14 protein-coding genes and 1 pseudogene are annotated in these 16,854 nt (G+C 60.1%); 4 read left to right on the forward strand and 11 right to left on the reverse strand.

Translation table 11 applies throughout. The features are described from left to right. Nucleotides 1-86 precede the first annotated feature (86 nt). A complete protein-coding gene (locus PSH91_RS06005; protein WP_305467596.1) occupies nucleotides 87-1,094 on the forward strand; it encodes a DUF481 domain-containing protein in 1,008 nt (335 codons plus the stop codon). A gap of 195 nt (nucleotides 1,095-1,289) precedes the next feature. Here PSH91_RS06005 and PSH91_RS06010 read toward each other — a convergent pair whose 3' ends face one another. Then, a complete protein-coding gene (locus tag PSH91_RS06010; protein WP_002554837.1) occupies nucleotides 1,290-1,499 on the reverse strand; it encodes a cold-shock protein in 210 nt (69 codons plus the stop codon). A gap of 354 nt (nucleotides 1,500-1,853) precedes the next feature. On the opposite strand from PSH91_RS06010, the gene dcd reads away from it, so the two are divergent. Beyond that, nucleotides 1,854-2,420, forward strand: coding sequence for a dCTP deaminase (gene dcd / locus PSH91_RS06015; RefSeq protein WP_003184751.1), 567 nt, complete (start codon nucleotides 1,854-1,856; stop codon nucleotides 2,418-2,420). Between the two features lie 102 nt (nucleotides 2,421-2,522). Next, the gene (locus PSH91_RS06020) at nucleotides 2,523-2,738 is read left to right on the forward strand and encodes a hypothetical protein (RefSeq protein ID WP_047228427.1); all 216 of its coding nucleotides are present in this window, start codon (nucleotides 2,523-2,525) and stop codon (nucleotides 2,736-2,738) included. A 36-nt stretch (nucleotides 2,739-2,774) separates the two neighbouring features. On the opposite strand, the gene pdeM is transcribed toward PSH91_RS06020, so the two are convergent. The 8 genes and pseudogenes from pdeM to PSH91_RS06060 all read right to left on the reverse strand — a co-directional run bounded on the left by pdeM (nucleotide 2,775) and on the right by PSH91_RS06060 (nucleotide 11,629). Beyond that, the gene (gene pdeM / locus PSH91_RS06025) at nucleotides 2,775-3,431 is read right to left on the reverse strand and encodes a ligase-associated DNA damage response endonuclease PdeM (RefSeq protein ID WP_047228426.1); all 657 of its coding nucleotides are present in this window, start codon (nucleotides 3,429-3,431) and stop codon (nucleotides 2,775-2,777) included. Beyond that, nucleotides 3,431-5,918, reverse strand: a pseudogene (locus PSH91_RS06030) (ligase-associated DNA damage response DEXH box helicase). Before PSH91_RS06030 ends, pdeM begins: the two are co-directional and overlap by 1 nt. 145 nt (nucleotides 5,919-6,063) lie before the next feature. After that, on the reverse strand, nucleotides 6,064-6,828 hold the full coding sequence (locus PSH91_RS06035) for an ABC transporter ATP-binding protein (protein WP_047228424.1): 765 nt from the start codon (nucleotides 6,826-6,828) through the stop codon (nucleotides 6,064-6,066). Between the two features lie 13 nt (nucleotides 6,829-6,841). Continuing rightward, entirely contained in the window at nucleotides 6,842-7,960 is a 1,119-nt protein-coding gene (locus PSH91_RS06040; RefSeq protein WP_305467599.1) for a succinylglutamate desuccinylase/aspartoacylase family protein, read from the reverse strand. 27 nt (nucleotides 7,961-7,987) lie between these two features. Beyond that, nucleotides 7,988-8,698 (reverse strand): ABC transporter permease, encoded by a 711-nt coding sequence (locus tag PSH91_RS06045; protein ID WP_047228422.1) that lies wholly within the window; start codon nucleotides 8,696-8,698, stop codon nucleotides 7,988-7,990. Next, nucleotides 8,695-9,423: an ABC transporter permease gene (locus tag PSH91_RS06050; RefSeq protein WP_047228421.1), complete on the reverse strand. Its 729-nt coding sequence runs from the start codon at nucleotides 9,421-9,423 to the stop codon at nucleotides 8,695-8,697. Before PSH91_RS06050 ends, PSH91_RS06045 begins: the two co-directional genes overlap by 4 nt. A 57-nt stretch (nucleotides 9,424-9,480) precedes the next feature. Next, complete coding sequence (locus PSH91_RS06055; protein ID WP_047228420.1) at nucleotides 9,481-10,263, reverse strand: transporter substrate-binding domain-containing protein; 783 nt, start codon at nucleotides 10,261-10,263, stop codon at nucleotides 9,481-9,483. A gap of 217 nt (nucleotides 10,264-10,480) precedes the next feature. Next, a complete protein-coding gene (locus PSH91_RS06060; protein ID WP_173407320.1) occupies nucleotides 10,481-11,629 on the reverse strand; it encodes an acyltransferase in 1,149 nt (382 codons plus the stop codon). A gap of 462 nt (nucleotides 11,630-12,091) precedes the next feature. Here PSH91_RS06060 and PSH91_RS06065 point away from each other — a divergent pair, with 462 nt between their 5' ends. After that, nucleotides 12,092-14,002 carry a hypothetical protein gene (locus PSH91_RS06065; protein WP_305467602.1) on the forward strand — a complete coding sequence of 637 codons (1,911 nt, stop codon included), beginning with the start codon at nucleotides 12,092-12,094 and terminating at the stop codon, nucleotides 14,000-14,002. A 36-nt stretch (nucleotides 14,003-14,038) separates the two neighbouring features. On the opposite strand, the gene PSH91_RS06070 is transcribed toward PSH91_RS06065, so the two are convergent. Both PSH91_RS06070 and PSH91_RS06075 read right to left on the reverse strand, forming a co-directional pair. Continuing rightward, nucleotides 14,039-15,730, reverse strand: coding sequence for an ATP-dependent DNA ligase (locus PSH91_RS06070; protein ID WP_305467604.1), 1,692 nt, complete (start codon nucleotides 15,728-15,730; stop codon nucleotides 14,039-14,041). Continuing rightward, on the reverse strand, nucleotides 15,727-16,752 hold the full coding sequence (locus tag PSH91_RS06075; protein WP_305467605.1) for a ligase-associated DNA damage response exonuclease: 1,026 nt from the start codon (nucleotides 16,750-16,752) through the stop codon (nucleotides 15,727-15,729). The genes PSH91_RS06070 and PSH91_RS06075 overlap by 4 nt, the downstream gene beginning before the upstream one ends. Nucleotides 16,753-16,854: the final 102 nt, after the last annotated feature.

Below are 16,854 nucleotides of genomic sequence, written 5' to 3' on the forward strand. Positions count from 1 at the left end.
CAAATACTTCGGTCAGTCCTTGCTAAGGTGTCGTCCCGGGGGATAATGCCGCCTTTTTACCGCAAACTTGAGCTCTTTATACGCTTATGTTGTCTAGAACCCTGCTATGCCTAGCTGTCACCAGCGCCTCCATGCCATTGCTTGCCGATACCGTTTGGTTGAAGAACGGCGACAAGCTCAGCGGCAAGATCACCGTTTTCGATGGCGGCAAGTTGCTGATCCAGACCGATTACGCCGGCGCGATTCCCATCGACTGGAAACAGGTCAAGACTCTTGAGAGCGACCAGCAATTGCTGGTCAAGCAGGATGCCTACACCGGCGAAAAAGCCAAGGCGCTGCAGGCTGCCGAGGACGGCAAGGTGACCCTGGCCAACGGCGACGGACCCAAAACCGTCGAGTTGGCCAGTATCCAGCAAATCCTCAAACCCAAACCGGTGGTCGAGGATCTGGTGTGGAAGGGCAATATCGACGCCGCACTGGATTATCAGCGCGCGGAAAAAGATACCGATGACTACGACATCGATTTCAAGACCTCGGCACGCCACGGCAGATGGCGGCATACCGCCGAAGGCGAATACAACCGTGAGTTCCAGGATGACGTGGTTTCCACCGACAACTGGAGGTTGGAGTATTCCCTCGACCGCTTCCTGACGGAAAAATGGTTCTGGCAAGGGCGCCTGAATTACAAGCGCGACAAAGTCGAAGAGCTGGCTCGACAGCGCGTGGTGGGTACCGGTCCGGGCTACCAGTTCTGGGATGACGAGCTGGGTGCTTTCTCGTTGGGTTCGCTGTTCAACCGCACCGATTACGAATACCGCGACGGTGGCACCGACAACTTCTATTCCATCGCCATGAAGTGGGACTACAACCGCTACCTGATTGGCAAGCGCGTCGAGTTCTTCACCAATGGCGAAGTCGGCAAGCCGCTGTCCAGTGTTGCCGAATATGCCTACGACGCCGAGGTGGGGCTGCGCTACAAAGTTACCGACTGGGCTTCGCTCAACCTCAAGGCCGAGAAAGATGTCATTGAGGGCACCGAAGACAGCGACTTGAGCAAGACGCGCTACACCGCAGGGTTTGGCGTGACCTGGTAATCCCGGTCTAGCAACCAGCCCGTGTGGGAGCGAGCCTGCTCGCGATAGCGGCGGATCAGCAACATCAACGTTGACTGACACGCCGCTATCGCGAGCAGGCTCGCTCCCACATTTTTTTTGTGCGTGGGCAAAAACACACAGGCACAAAAAAGCCCCGCTTTTGAGGGCGGGGCTTTTTACTAAAGCAAGGACAAGTTAGATAACTTGAACTTCTTCAGCTTGCATGCCTTTCTGACCGCGGGTAGCGATGAAAGAAACCTGTTGGCCTTCTTTCAGGCTTTTGAAGCCGTCGGATTGGATTGCTTTGAAGTGAACAAACAGGTCGTCACCGGATTGTGGAGTGATGAAGCCGAAGCCTTTTTCATCGTTGAACCACTTAACGGTACCAGTTTGGCGATTAGACATGGTGTAACTCCTTGAACAAAGATAACTGCGACTCAGGAAGAACCCTGGCCGAGACTGAGTGCAAAGAGCAGGAAAAATTCTTGTAGATGGTTGGATCGAAATTCAACATATCGTGTAGAGATTCTCAGTGACACAAGCAACACAGTGACGTCACCTTAACCCTTTTTCCTGAATGTGCCAATGGTCTTTGCGAAGGTTTCTCGGTTTTGGTGACTGACGGCCAGCGGTATTGCCGTCAGGACCAGGAAATCAAGGTGGATCGGCGAGATTTACGTCCCGCACTTTGAACCCGGCCTCGCGCCCCGGTAAGATGCCGGACGTATTTTTTCCACCTCGCTATTTCAGGAAACCGCCATGAGCATCAAATCGGACAAGTGGATTCGCCGCATGGCGCAAGAGCACGGCATGATCGAGCCCTTCGTCGAGCGCCAGATGCGTGGCGAAGGCGCCGATCGGCTGATTTCCTTCGGCGTCTCCAGCTACGGCTACGATGTGCGCTGCGCCGATGAATTCAAGGTGTTCACCAACATCAACTCGGCGACCGTGGACCCGAAGAACTTCGACGAGAAGAGCTTCGTCGACGTCAAGAGCGACGTCTGCATCATTCCACCGAACTCATTTGCCCTGGCACGCACCGTCGAGTATTTCCGTATCCCGCGCAACGTGCTGACCATCTGCCTGGGTAAAAGCACGTACGCGCGCTGCGGCATCATCGTCAACGTCACGCCGCTGGAGCCTGAGTGGGAAGGGCATGTGACCCTGGAGTTCTCCAACACCACGACCTTGCCGGCAAAAATCTATGCCAACGAGGGTGTGGCGCAGATGCTGTTCCTTGAGTCCGATGAGGAATGTGAAGTGTCCTACAAGGATCGTGGTGGTAAATATCAGGGCCAGCGCGGCGTAACGCTGCCGCGTACCTGATTCTGACGAACAGTTTGAATTCCTGGGCGGGCAGGCACTCTATGGGGTGTACTGCCCGTTTTTTTGCCTCAGCGCAGCGGGCCTTCGCCCAGGAGTTGCTCTATGAAGATCGATCCGCGAATCAGTGCCGAACTGGCAAAGCTTGAGCCCAATCAGATCGGTGTCATGGCTTGGTCATTGCTGGCCCACCCTGCCGAAGCGGCGGGCGGTATTCCAGGCCAGCCTGATCCCGATACCCCCAACGAACAGCCCCTAGAACCCAGCGAACCCGGTGAACCCACCCTGCCGGATGAGCCGCCTCCTGCGCCTGTTGCCTGATCGCAAAATGGCCCGTCAGTGGAAAGCACGTGTGCTTCAACTGACGGGCCATATTTCGTTATCCCCAATGACAAAGATCCTGCAGTCATTGTCCTGTTCGACCCGATGACCCCCTGTGAATGCGCCAAAGGCCGGTAGCAGGCTGATGTCGCTGGCGAGCCGGAAGCAGGCCAGGCGCAGCCGTTGCCGTCCTTTGCCGCTCAGGTGGTAGACGGGATGGACATGGCCCGCCAGGACGTGGCGGCTGGGATGCGGATCGGGCTCATGTTGTACGGCGAAAGGTCCGAGCAACAAAGGCTCCGGCACGACCCGGATGTTCAGCGCTGGCGGCGGGTCGCCGGCACGTTTGTCGTGATTGCCGCGAATCAGCGTCATGGCCAGGTGCTGATGTCGTTCACGCCAGCTACAAAGGGCCTTCAAGGTGCCTGGGGCATGGGAACCTGGACCGTGGAGAAAGTCGCCTAGGAAGATCAGTTGGCGACATGGCAGGCTCGCCAGTAGCCCGTCCAGCACGGCGATGTTGCTGGCCGTCGTGCCATGGGGCACCGGTTGGCCTAGGCTGCGATAAGCAGCGGCCTTGCCGAAATGCACATCGGCGACCATCAGGGTTTGCTGGGCAGGCCAGTACAGGGCTTTTTCCGGCAATAACCAGAGTTCTTCGCCGGCCAGGCTTACGGGATAGGGCGCCGGCATCAGGCGTCACCACGATCAGCGGTCGTTTCCAGTTCGCTGACCATCCGCCGGATGCGATCAGCGAGCTTCTCCGAACTCATGCTTTCCCTGAATCGCTCCACCAGCAAGGGGAATCCCAGTGGGGTGGGCCGTTTAATGGCATGCAGGTCGAGCTTCAAGGTATTGAGGCGTTCCAAGGTCTGCTCCAGTCGGCGTATATCCAATTCTTCACGCAGGACTTCTTCCCCGGCCTGGGCCAGCAAGAGGTTGTCGGTGTCGTATTGCTTGAACACCTGAAAGAACAACCCGCTGGACGCCTGGACTTGACGGGTACTTTTTGGCGCGCCGGGATAGCCGGCAAATACCAGTCCGGCGATCCGGGCGATTTCGCGAAAGCGTCGAAGCGCCAGCTCTCCGGCGTTCAGGCTCGCCAGCACATCGGCCAGCAGGTTGTCGACGCTCAGGAGTTCCGGCCCCAGGTGCTGCGTCCAGTCCAGTGCCGTGGCACTGAGCAGTTCCAGGCCGTAATCGTTCACCGCGATGGAAAACGTCACCGGCTGTTGTTGGCTGACGCGCCAGGCCAGCAGGCTCGCCAACCCCAGATGAACCTGGCGCCCGGCAAAGGGATACAGAAACAGATGCCAGCCCTCGCGGGATTTGAGGCGCTCGGCCAACAATGTTTCTTGCGTGGGTAAACCGGACCAGCGTTGTTGAATCGATAACAAGGGCTGCACGGTGCTCATCTCCGGGCCCTCGAAGCGGCCTGTGGCGGCCTCGCTCAGACGGGCCACGACGGCGCCGGCCAGCTCGCTGGAAAGCGGCATCCGCCCACCGTTCCAGCGCGGCACGGCGGCTTTTTTGGCCTGGCTGCGTCGCACGTAGGCGGTCATGTCTTCGACGCGGACCAATTCCAGCAAGCGTCCGGCAAACAGAAAACCATCTCCAGGCCGCAAGCGAGCGATGAAGCCTTCTTCCACGCTGCCCAAGGTCTTGCCGCCACCGCCTTTGCTCCAGAACTTCAATTGCAGGCTGGCGTCGCTGACGATGGTGCCGATGCTCATGCGATGTCGTCGGGCCAGTCGCGCATCGGGGACTCGCCACACGCCGTGTTCGTCCGGCTCGACCCGCCGGTAGTCGGGATAGGCGGTCAATGAAAGCCCACCATGGCGCACGAAGGCCAGGGCCCAGGCCCATTCGGCTTCGTTGAGGTCCCGATAGGCCCAGGCGCCGCGCACTTCCTCAAACAGCTCGTTAGGCAGGAAACCGCCGCCCAGGGCCATGCTGACCAGATGCTGGACCAATACATCCAGCGGCTTGTGGGGCGATTCCCGGGGTTCGATGCGCCGCTGAGCCACGGCGTCTTGGGCGGCGGCGGCTTCGATCAGCTCCAGGCTGTGGGTCGGCACCAGCGTGACCCGCGAGGTCCGCCCCGGCGCATGACCAGAACGCCCGGCGCGCTGCATCAGCCGCGCCACGCCTTTGGCCGAGCCAATTTGCAGGACCCGTTCGACTGGCAAGAAGTCCACCCCCAGATCCAGGCTGGAGGTGCAGACCACCGCTTTGAGCTGCCCTTCCTTGAGGGCCTGCTCTACCCAGTCGCGAGTTTCCCGGGACAATGAACTGTGATGCAGCGCGATCAGCCCGGCCCAGTCCGGCCTGGCTTGGAGAATGGCCTGATACCAGATTTCCGATTGCGCCCGGGTGTTGGTGAAAACCAGGCAACTGCTGCTGGCGTCTATTTCAGCAATGACCTGGGGCAGCATCTTCAGGCCGATGTGGCCGGCCCACGGAAAACGTTCGAGGGCCGGGGGGAGCAGCGTATCGACCCGTAGCGCCTTGCCGTTGGCCACCTGCACGCTGATGCCATTGCCTTGCGGGATTAATACCTGTTCGGCGTGGGGCCTGGTTACCCAAAGTGGCGGACACACCCCAGACGATGAGTTGGGGATGCCAGCGCCGCAAGCGCGCCAATGCCAATTGCAACTGCACCCCCCGTTTGTTGCCGAGCAACTCGTGCCATTCATCCACCACGACCATGCGCAGCGTCGAGGTAGCCGTTTGCGCATCGGCACGGGCGAGCATCAGGGTCAGGCTTTCGGGCGTGGTGATCAGCGCGGTGGGCAGACGCCGACCCTGGCGGGCGCGTTCGCTGGCGCTGGTGTCGCCGGTGCGCAGGCCGACGCTCCATGGAATCTGCAGCTCTGCCAGTGGTGCCTCGAGGGCTTTGCCTGTATCGGCGGCCAGCGCGCGCATCGGCGTGATCCACAGGACCGTCAGCGGTTCGGTCACTGGTTTGCGTTTACGGGGTTTATCCGGCAGTGGCGCCGCGCGGGCGAACCGGTTGAGCGCCGCGAACCACACGGCGTAGGTCTTGCCGGCCCCGGTGTCGGCGTGCAACAGCCCGGATTCGCCGCGTTTGACCGCAGCCCACACTTGTTTTTGAAAGGTGAACGGCTTCCAGCCGCGGGCGCTGAACCACTGGTTTGCGTAGTTGTTGGATGTCGCCATACCCGCCGCGTGCGCCCTGAAAGTCCTCTTTCAGTGACCGCGGTGAGGGATGAAAGGTTTAATGAAGAAAATCGTGGCGAGGGCGCTTTTGTGGCGAGGGAGCAAGCCCCCTCGCCACAGAAGCAGTCTTTCAGGTTTGTCGGGTTTATTTCAGGTTGCCACTGAGAAACTGCTGGAGCCGCTCGCTTTTGGGATTGCCCAGCACGTCTTCCGGCGCGCCTTCTTCTTCCACCAGGCCCTGGTGCAGAAACAGCACCTGATCAGACACCTTGCGAGCGAAGCTCATTTCGTGGGTCACCATGATCATGGTCCGGCCTTCTTCGGCCAGGCCCTGAATCACCTTCAAGACTTCTCCCACCAACTCCGGGTCAAGGGCCGAGGTGGGTTCGTCGAACAGCATCACCTCCGGCTCCATCGCCAGGGCGCGGGCGATGGCCACGCGCTGTTGCTGACCACCGGAGAGGAACGCCGGGTACTGCTCGGCCACTCGCGCCGGCAGGCCGACCTTGTCGAGATAACGACGGGCACGGTCTTCGGCTTCCTGCTGACTGACGCCCAACACCCGGCGCGGCGCCATGGTGATGTTTTCCAGTACGCTCATGTGGCTCCACAGGTTGAAGTGCTGGAAAACCATGGCCAGGCGGGTGCGCAGGCGCTGCAGTTCCTTTTCGTCGGCCACGCGCATGCCGTGGCGGTCGTTGATCATGCGGATCGCCTGGCCGTCCAGGCTCATTGCGCCGTCGTTAGGTTGTTCCAGAAAGTTGATGCAGCGCAAAAAGGTACTTTTGCCCGAGCCGCTGGCGCCGATCAGGCTGATCACGTCGCCGGTCCTGGCCTTGAGCGAAACGCCTTTGAGCACCTGATGTTCGCCATAGCTCTTATGCAGGCCTTCGATGGTCAGTTTGTACATGGGGCATGCATCCTCAAGGCGAAAGTAGGTAGCCGCTGCGGTAGGCTTCGGCGCCGGCGACATGGGCGATCACCATGCCGGCAGTGGCCATGCGACGCAGCGAGCGGGCGTACAGCAGCCCGGCATTGCAGCAATGAACGGGGGTGACGGTGTCGTTGATGGGGTCGATGATTTGCGCCACCAGTTGCCCCGCCTCCAGGTACTCCCCGGGCACGGCGCTGTAGACCAGCAGGCCGCCGACCGGTGTCGCCACCGGCTCCACGCCGGCCAGCGGCGTAGCCGGGTAGGGCAGGTCGGGCAAGGGCATCGGTTCGCCGTCAATGGCACCGAAGCGGATCAGGTATTCGATCAGGGCCTGGCAGTCGAGACTCGCCAGGTCGTGGGTGACGTCGCCCTGGCCGCGCAGTTCGACGGTGACCGAAAAACTGCCCAGGGGAATCTCGAATTGTTCGCCGAAGCGCTCCTTGAGTTGCCACCAGAGCAGGGTGAAGCATTCATCGAACGACTGACCGCCCGAATCCGTTGCCAGCAGGCTCGCTTCGGCGCCGATGTAGCGGGCCAGCGGCTCGACCTGGGGCCAGGCTTCGGGGGTGGTGTAGAGATGAGCGACCGCTTCGAAATCACAATGCAGGTCCAGCACCATGTCGGCGTCGCAGGCCAGCCGTTGCAGAACCAGGCGCTGGGATTGCAATTGCGTGCTGGCGGTCTGGCGGGCGAGGGCGTCGCGCAGGTGTTCGCGGATCAGCATCAGGTTGTGCTGTGGATCATCCGTGAGCTGGCCTTCGATCTGGTTGCCGATCTCTTCGCTCAGGTCGACGAACCGGCGGTTGAAATTCTGCCCGCTCTCCATTTCGTAGCGGCCCAGCGGCACGTCCATCAGCACTTGTTCCAGGCCGATGGGGTTGGCCACGGGCACCAGCACGATTTCGTGCCGCAGGTGACCGGATGCCTCAAGCTCGGCCAGACGCTGCTTGAGGTGCCAGGCCACCAGCATGCCGGGCAACTCATCAGCGTGCAGGGACGACTGGATGTAGATTTTGCCGACGGCTTCTTCCGGGCCGAAGTGAAAACTGTGGATCTTGCGTGCGGTCCCCGGCAGTGGGGCCTGCAGGTCATGAATCTGGTGGCGCATTTGCGTGTATGTCCTGGAACAGAAGCCCTAGTGAGTCGGCCCGAGAAAGGCCAGCCAGCGGCGTTCGGCGAGGCGGAAAAGGCCCACCAGTGCAAAGGTCACGGTCAGGTAGATCAACGCGGCGATACCGAACGACTGGAAGGTCAGGAAGGTGGCCGAGTTGGCGTCCCGGGCGACTTTGAGCACGTCTGGAACGGTAGCGGTGAACGCCACGGTCGTCGAGTGCAACATCAGGATGACTTCGTTGCTGTAGTACGGCAGCGAACGTCGCAACGCCGACGGCATGATCACGTACGCGTACAGCTTCCAGCCCGTCAAGCCATAAGCCTTGGCCGCTTCGACTTCGCCATGGTTCATGCTGCGAATCGCCCCGGCGAAAATTTCCGTGGTGTAGGCGCAGGTGTTCAGGGCGAAGGCCAGGATCGTGCAGTTCATCGCATCGCGAAAGAAGCTGTCGAGCAGAGGCTGGGCGCGCACGGCTTCGAGGCTGTAGATGCCGGTGTAGCAGATCAATAGCTGTATGTAGAGCGGCGTGCCGCGGAACAGGTACGTGTAGAACTGCACTGGCCAGCGTACGTAGACCTTGGGGGAGACCCGGGCGATGGACAGCGGGATCGAGATCACGAAGCCGATCAGCAGCGAGGCGCTGAGCAGCCACATCGTCATGGCCAGGCCAGTGATGTGATTGCCGTCGCTGTAGAGGAACGGTCGCCAGTATTCCTGAAGAAGTTCGATCATCGCACCGCCTCCCGTGCACCGGCGGCGTAACGGCGTTCAAGCCAGCGCAGCACGACATTGGACGCGCTGGTGATCAGCAGATAGATCAGCGCCGCGAGCACGAGGAAGTAAAACAGTTGGTAGGTGCTTTTGCCGGCATCCTGGGCGGCCTTGACCAAATCGGCCAGGCCGATGATCGACACCAGCGCGGTGGCCTTGAGCATCACCATCCAGTTATTGCCGATGCCCGGCAGGGCAAAGCGCATCATTTGCGGAAACACCACGAACCGGAAACGCTGGCCACGCTTGAGGCCATACGCCGTGGCGGCTTCGACCTGACCCCGGGGCACCGCGAGAATCGCTCCGCGAAAGGTCTCGGTGAAGTACGCGCCATAAATGAAGCCCAGGGTGATGACCCCGGCGCCGAATGGGTTGATCTCGATGTATTCCCATTCCATGAAGTCGGTAAAAGAGGTCAGCCAGGTTTGCAGGCTGTAGAAGATCAGCAGCATCAGCACCAGATCCGGCACGCCACGAATCAGCGTGGTGTAGAGCTGGGCCGGGATACGCAGCAGTTTGACGCTGGACAGCTTGGCGCTGGCCCCCAACAGGCCGAGCAAAACGCTCAGTAACAAAGACAGGACCGCCAGCTTGATGGTCATCCAGGTGCCCTGCATCAGCAGCGGGCCGAAGCCCTGCAGGCTGAAGGCGCTGAGCCCCAGATTTTGTAGGAGTTGTTCGAACATGGAAGAGGCCTTTGGCAGAAAAAAAGCGCCCATCCGAGGCCGGATGGGCGCTGCGCATTATTTGCCGCTGTACAGATTCAGATCGCCAAAGTGTTTCTTCTGGATCTCGGCATACTTGCCGTCTTCGTGTAACGCTTTGATACCTTTATCCAAAAGAGCCTTCAGCTCTTTGTTACCTTTCTTGATACCGATGGCGGTCTTGGAAGGCAGCAGTTCGCTGTCCACGGGTTTGCTGACTTCATAGTCACCACCTTTTGGCGATTTCAAGAAGCCCAGTTCGGCCTGCAGCATGTCCTGGATCGACGCATCGAGGCGGCCGGAGGTCAGGTCGGCATAAACCTGGTCCTGGTTCTGGTAGGCCTGGGTCTTGACCCCAGCCTTGTCCAGTACGGTTTTGGCATAGGTTTCCTGGATGGTGCCTTGCTCGTAACCGACGGTCTTGCCTTTGAGGGACGCGACATCTTCGCTCAGGCCGGAACCCTTCTTGAACACATACGAGGTCGGGCCGGAGAACAGTTCATTGGAGAAGTCGATGACTTTTTCCCGGGCCGGGGTCACGGTCATGGACGAGATCACGCCGTCGAACTTATTGGCCTTCAGGCCAGGGATCATGCCGTCGAAATCGCTTTCGACCCAGCGGCACTTGACCTTCAATTCTTCGCAGATTGCATTGCCCAGGTCGATATCGAAACCTACCAGGCTACCGTCGGCGGCCTTGGATTCAAACGGGGCATAGGACGGGTCGACACCAAAACGCAGTTCCTTGTATTCCTTGGCCGTGGCGACGCCGGCGGCCATGCACAACGCCAGTGCAGAAAGGGTCAGCAGTGCTTTTTTCATTATTCAATCCCTAAAACCAATATGAGCGCTTGTGGCGCGTAAGTATTGTTACCGGTGAAGGCGAGAACGGTATGACGGCATAAAGGTAGCAATTTCCGAACCAGAGTGCCGAACAAGCGTTTTAAAAACTTTGGCGGCAGCCAGCGGGACGTGATGGTGCGCGGGGATGAGCAGGCTTTAAAAGATGCACCAGGATGGCGCGGACGCTGCTGTTTTTTTAGGCCTCGGTATCAGGTCTCAATACCGGACCGCTGTGCGAGGGGGTGTTGCTAAGCGCTCGGCCAAGGGATTGCCCGGTCATTTCGACATATCGGTAGGTGAACATCGACACCAGGACTACCGATCCCGCTACCAGCAAAGCGATGAGGTTGTTGAGCAGTACATTACCGAGGTCCAGGTAGCGAGTCCCGTCGATCACCGGTGCAATGTCAACGCCAACGATTTTCTTCGCCACCATGAATGCCGACACTACGCAAAACAGAACGGCCGCGTGGGTCAGGTAGATGGAATAAGACAACTTGCCGAGAAAACCGAAGCCACGGCCCGCCAACAGCCGCGACACGGCGCCATGATCAAAGGCGAATATCACAACGATGACACCGAACAACGGACTGGCCCACAACTGCTTGCCTGCAAAATCGTTGATTACGAAAATCAGCGCCGCTGTCACTGCCGCCACTTCAAGCGTGCTCAATAACCAAGTCTGGGCCCGGCTGGGCTGGGGGAGCCTCAGGTACACGGCGTAAGCCAGACAGCCAGTGAAAAAGTAAGCGAGGCCGCGCAGCGACTCGATGGTGAAGAAGGTATTACCGGCATACATCAGCGCCAAGGCCAGGAGCATCACCGTCGCCCATATCCATGTCCTGATGCCGAAAGCGATACACACGATCAGGGCGAAGATCATGTAGGTGTAATACTCGATACTGATGCTCCAGGACGGATAGTTGAATGACAGTGGGTTAGTCAAATGCGTCCAGGATTGCAACAGCAGTGCATTCGGCAGGATTTCAGAAGGGGCGAACTTTCCTGAGAATGGCGCATTGTTGAAGTCCATGCCTTTTTGCGCAGCCCAATATCGACCGCACTCTAACAGTATAAAGACGCCCAACATAAAGAGGTGCAAGGGAAGCAAGCGGAAGGTTCGTGAAATGAAGAACTTTCTAAAGTTAAATTTTACCGAGCTGCCATAGGCGTGCGTCAATACAAAGCCACTCAATACAAAAAAGAAAGATACAAATACTTCAGCGTGACGGAATAACAACCATTCGGTGAAACTACCGCTGACGCGCAAGTGATAGAGCATTACTGAAATGGCCATCAACCCCCTGAAACTGTCCAGTGAATGAAACCGCTGCTCTGCGCGCATGTCAGGCTCCCTTGCTTGTACGATTGGCACGTCTTGGGTTTCACTCCGGTCGCCACGTCATTGGGGCAGCACCCTGGGAGGGCGGCTGCCCACTCCCTGAATGATGGTATCCCCGTCACTGTTGCATGAAGGGCCTGGCGCAGGATCTGGACGGTTTAAGACACTTAAATAAATAGTGGGCTCTGATGTCACGTTAGCATTGCTCTTTAAAAGAGCAAGTCGGTTTTTTATTGTTGTGATAGATACCCTGATGACGCAATTACGGCGTCAGAAAAACTGCTAGTGGGCGGGGCATCAATAGTTTTTTTAGAAACGCATAAAACGCCATCTGAATACATTTCTTCAAATACCGTTCATCGACGATTCACACTATTTTTCTCACGCCTGTTACACAGCGACTACTGTATAGAACGATGATGGCAGAGCGCCAACGCGCCTCAGTTAGATGGTGAAAAGGACATTATGAAACGCATCGCCGTGATATTAACGCTGGCGTTCAGCAGCCTGGCCCAGGCCGCGCCAATGCGCTGGGGCGATGTGCGTGACGGCAGCCTCTATTTGCAGGCAGGGCGCGACGACACCTTGCGCGTCAGTTGGGTGCCGGCCTGGCAAACCGACGCTAATGAAGAACGCATCTACTTGCTCGACGGCCAGGGGCAACTGCGCGACGAGCGTTTTATTCCCGCCAGCGAAGGGAGCGGCAAACAAGACTGGGCATTGCCCGCCAGCGCCGCCAGTTACCGTGTCGAAGTCCCGGGCTATAGCTTCAGGCGCTATCGCTTCGAGCACGACGACAAGACCGTCGCCCTGTTCGCGCCGACGAAAGTGCACTTCAGCGTCGAGACCGCCGCCAACGTCGAGTTGTATTTCAAGGTCCGCGGTGGCGAGCAGGCGACCTTGGCAGGCAAGTATTTCGGCGGCGTCAGGGCTCTGAATGCCGAGCGCCTGGGCGATGGCAAAACAGTCGAACTGAGGCTCAAGCCCTACCAGGAGTACCCGAAGTTCGACCAGGTTGCCTTACCCGTCAGCGATAGGGATCAAGACTGGCGCTTGCGCCTGCAAGGTAGAGGCAAAGCGGCCTTCTGGCTGGACGGCACCGCCAACCTGTTCGCCCAGCGCCCGCAGCACCTGCAGCCGCTGCGGCAGGACAGCGGCCGCACCGAGCTGGCCCTGCACCCCGACATGCTGGGCCCCACGCCGCGCCTGGGCTTGGCCTTGCCCTACCTGCTTCCACCGCCGGCAAGCTACAGCGCGCTCGACGCGCTCAAGCCCCGTGCGGGCAGTTTTTACAGCGCCGTCGACATCATGGCCGCTGACCCCCATTACGAAGATACCTTCAGGCGTTTTTACCTGGAACGCGGTGGCATTGATACGAACATCACCTTGCTGGCCGCCACTGGGCGTAAGGCCGACCTGAAGGCCGACAGCCAGAGCAACGCCGGCCTGAACGCCTGGCTGGCGGCCACCGTGGCCCTGGGTAGCGGCACGCACTACCTCTCGTTTGCCGACGAACCCAATTACAACTATCCCGACTATGCGACGTACAAGCACTTCTTCGACGCCATGTATCGTCAGGTGCTCGACTACCCGGGGGCGCGGGAGGCCGGCGTGCGCATCGCCATGCCCGCCAGCTCGCGTTTCGTCAACGGCCCGTTTACGCGACGAGGCGCCCAGCACCGTGGCATCGACTGGGCTCGGCGGATGCTCGACGAATCGGCGGCACAAATCGATGCCTTGGCCTGGCACGAGTGGATGATTCGCGACCTGCTGGCCACACGGGTCTACCGCGACTCCGTGAGCCGGGCTGCCGAAGTCGTCGGCCTGCAAGCCAATGGCCGGCCACGCAAGGCGCTGTTGCTGGACCAGACCAATATCTCCAGTGGCTCAAGCGTGAGCCCCTACGAACAGGAGACGCACTTCGCATCGCTCTGGTGGGCCTCGGTTGCGATCAACTCAGCCCAGGATGGTTTGCTCGACGTGCTCAATTGGTTTCAGGCCGCTGACGATCCGCACCACCTCAAAGGCATGATCCGCCTGCCAGGACCCGATCGCTTCGAGCTCAAACCGGTAGGCTTGGCGCAGCAATTCATCCAGTCGCACTGGCTCGATCAGGTTCTGCGTATGGACAACAGCGCGTTCGAGGTCGATGCCTTGGCGATGGCCCGCGGCAACGAACGCAGCGTGCTGGGGGTAAACAAGGGCGACCGTCTGCAACGGATCAGCCTGCAGGGCGCAGGCACTGCCTGCCCATCCCTCGCCCTTTTCGGTCCTGATAGCCGCCAGCGCGATGCCCCTGTCCAGTGCCGGGATGGACGCATACGTTTTGAAGTACCGGGTGAAAGTATTTTCGCCTTGATGTGGAGGGCGTCATGACACGGGCCGACGCTGGCCCTGTTCGGAGGAGAACGGTCAACCTTTCAACAGATCCTGAAGCGTCGCCAGCGTGTCAGCCTCCTCGACGCTTTTGTCTTGGCGCCAGCGCAGCATCCGCGGGAAGCGCACGGCGATCCCACTCTTGTGGCGTTTGGACAAGGCTATACCTTCGAAGCCCAGCTCAAAAACCAGGGTCGGCGTGACGCTGCTCACCGGGCCGAACTTCTCCACGGTGGTCTTGCGCACGATGCTGTCCACCTGACGCATTTGGTCATCGGTCAGCCCCGAATACGCCTTGGCGAACGGCACCAGTGTGCGTTCGCGGCTGCCCGGCGGGTTGTCCCAGACGGCGAAGGTGTAGTCGCTGTACAAGCTGGCGCGGCGGCCATGCCCGCGTTGCGCATAGATCAGTACCGCGTCGACACTGAACGGGTCGATTTTCCACTTCCACCACACGCCCATGTCCTTGGTCCGGCCAACGCCGTACAGCGCGTCGCGGGCCTTGAGCATCATGCCTTCGACGCCGAGGCTGCGGGACGCTTCGCGCTGCCGGGCGAGGTCGAACCAATCCTTGCCGGTGATGATCGGGGAGGGCAGCAGCACCGCGCTGCGGCAGCGGGTAATCAGGGTCTGTAGTTGTTCGCGGCGCTCGGTCTGCACACGACTGCGCCAATCCTCGCCTTGCCATTCCAGCAGGTCGTAGGCCATCACCACCACGGGGGCGTCTTCGAGGACTTTCTTGCCCAGGGTTTTGCGGCCGATGCGTTGTTGCAGCAGGGCAAAGGGCTGCACCCTCGGTTCCAGCGGCGTATCCGGATCGAAGGCATCCGCGGTGGATGGCGGCGCGGCTTTCCATACCACGATTTCGCCGTCGATCACCGTGCCGTCGGGCAACGCCTGCGCCAGGCTGTGCAATTCGGGAAAGTGCTCGGTGACCAACTCTTCGCCCCGGGACCAGACCCACAAATGGCCATCGCGCTTGACCACCTGGGCGCGGATTCCGTCCCACTTCCATTCCACCTGCCAGTCACTGGCCGGTCCCAGCGTCGTGTCGAATTGCTCCACCGCTTGCGATAGCGCATGAGCCAGGAAGAACGGATAAGGCTGGCCGCCGCGCTGGGCGTGCTCATCAGCGGATTCGGCAGCGATGAGCTTGAGGTAGCCTGCAGCGGTCGGACGATGGGACAGGTCGGTATACCCCACCAGCCGCTGGGCGACCCGTTTGCTGTCCAGCCCGGCCATGGCCGCCAGCGCGCGTGTGACCAGCAACTTGGACACGCCCACGCGGAAACTGCCGGTGATGAGTTTGATGCACAGCATCAGGCTGGCTCGGTCGAGTTGCGCCCACAACGCCGGCAACCGCACCGCCAGCACCTCGGGCGATTCACCGCGCAGCGGCAGGAGTTTCTCTTCGATCCACAGCGCCAGGCCTTCGTCGGAACGCTGAGGTGATTCTGGCAGGACCAGTGAGATGGTTTCAGCCAGATCACCCACGGCTTGATAGCTTTCTTCGAACAGCCACAGCGACAACCCGGATATCTGCACCGCCAGTTCCCTCAAGGTCTTGACCGGCACCAGTTGTCGCGGGCGCCCTCCAGACAGGAAATACACGGCCCACGCTGCGTCCTGGGGCGGGGCCTTGGTGAAGTAATCCTGCATGGCGGCGAGCTTGGCATTGCTGGAGGTGGTGGCGTCCAGTTCGGCATACAACTGGGCGAAGGCTTTCATGACGCGTCCTCGTCGGTGGCGCTGCCTGAGTCTTCTTCATCGTCACCATATTCGGTGCTGAAGCCTTGGGCATCCAGGCCTTGCTCGCACAAATGGCGCACCAGTACGCCCACTGAACCGTGGGTGACCATCACCCGCTCGGCGCCGGTCTGTTCGATGGCCCAGAGCAAGCCGGGCCAATCGGCGTGGTCGGACAGCACAAAGCCGCGATCCACGCCGCGTCGCCGACGGGTGCCCCGCAGGCGCATCCAGCCGCTGGCGAAGGCGTCGCTGTAGTCACCGAAACGGCGCATCCAGGTGCTCCCACCGGCAGAGGGGGGAGCGATGATCAGCGCCTGGTTCATGATTGGGTCGTTCTTTTTGATGTCGCCGGCATAGATCGTCGCTGGCAAACGGATCCCGGCCTCGCGATAGACCCGGTTCAGGGGTTCTACCGCACCGTGGGCCAGGATCGGACCCAGGCTCGCGTCAATTCCGTGGAGAATCCGCTGGGCTTTGCCGAAGGAATAGCAGAACAGCACGCTGGCCCGGCCGACGGCAATGTTGCCGCGCCACCACTGATTGATTTCGTCGAAGACCTGCGCTTGAGGCTGCCAGCGATAGATCGGCAGGCCGAAGGTGGATTCGGTAATGAACGTATGACACTTCACCGGTTCGAACGGCGCGCAGGTGCCGTCGGGTTCGATCTTGTAGTCCCCGGACGCCACCCAGACCTCGCCTTTATATTCCAGGCGCACCTGGGCCGAACCCAGCACGTGGCCGGCAGGATGAAAACTCAAGCTCACGCCGTGATGCAGCAAGCGCTCGCCGTAGGCCAGGGTTTGCAGGTTGATGTCCTGGCCCAATCGCGAACGCAAAATGCCTTCGCCGGGGGCCGCTGCCAAGTAGTGTTGGTTGCCACCACGGGCGTGATCGCCGTGGGCGTGGGTGATGACCGAATGTTCCACCGGACGCCAGGGGTCGATGTAGAAATCTCCGGGCGGGCAGTACAGGCCTTCGGGGCGGGCAATGACAAGATCCATGCATTCACCGGGAAGATGGGCTTGTCTGGTAGAGGCGGGGGCGGGAGGAGAAGTTCTATCGGGTTTGGTGCGGCAGGATCAGGTGGCAGGGCGGACAAATGT

The organism is Pseudomonas sp. FP1154, assembly GCF_030687245.1.
GTDB lineage: Bacteria > Pseudomonadota > Gammaproteobacteria > Pseudomonadales > Pseudomonadaceae > Aquipseudomonas > Aquipseudomonas rhizophila.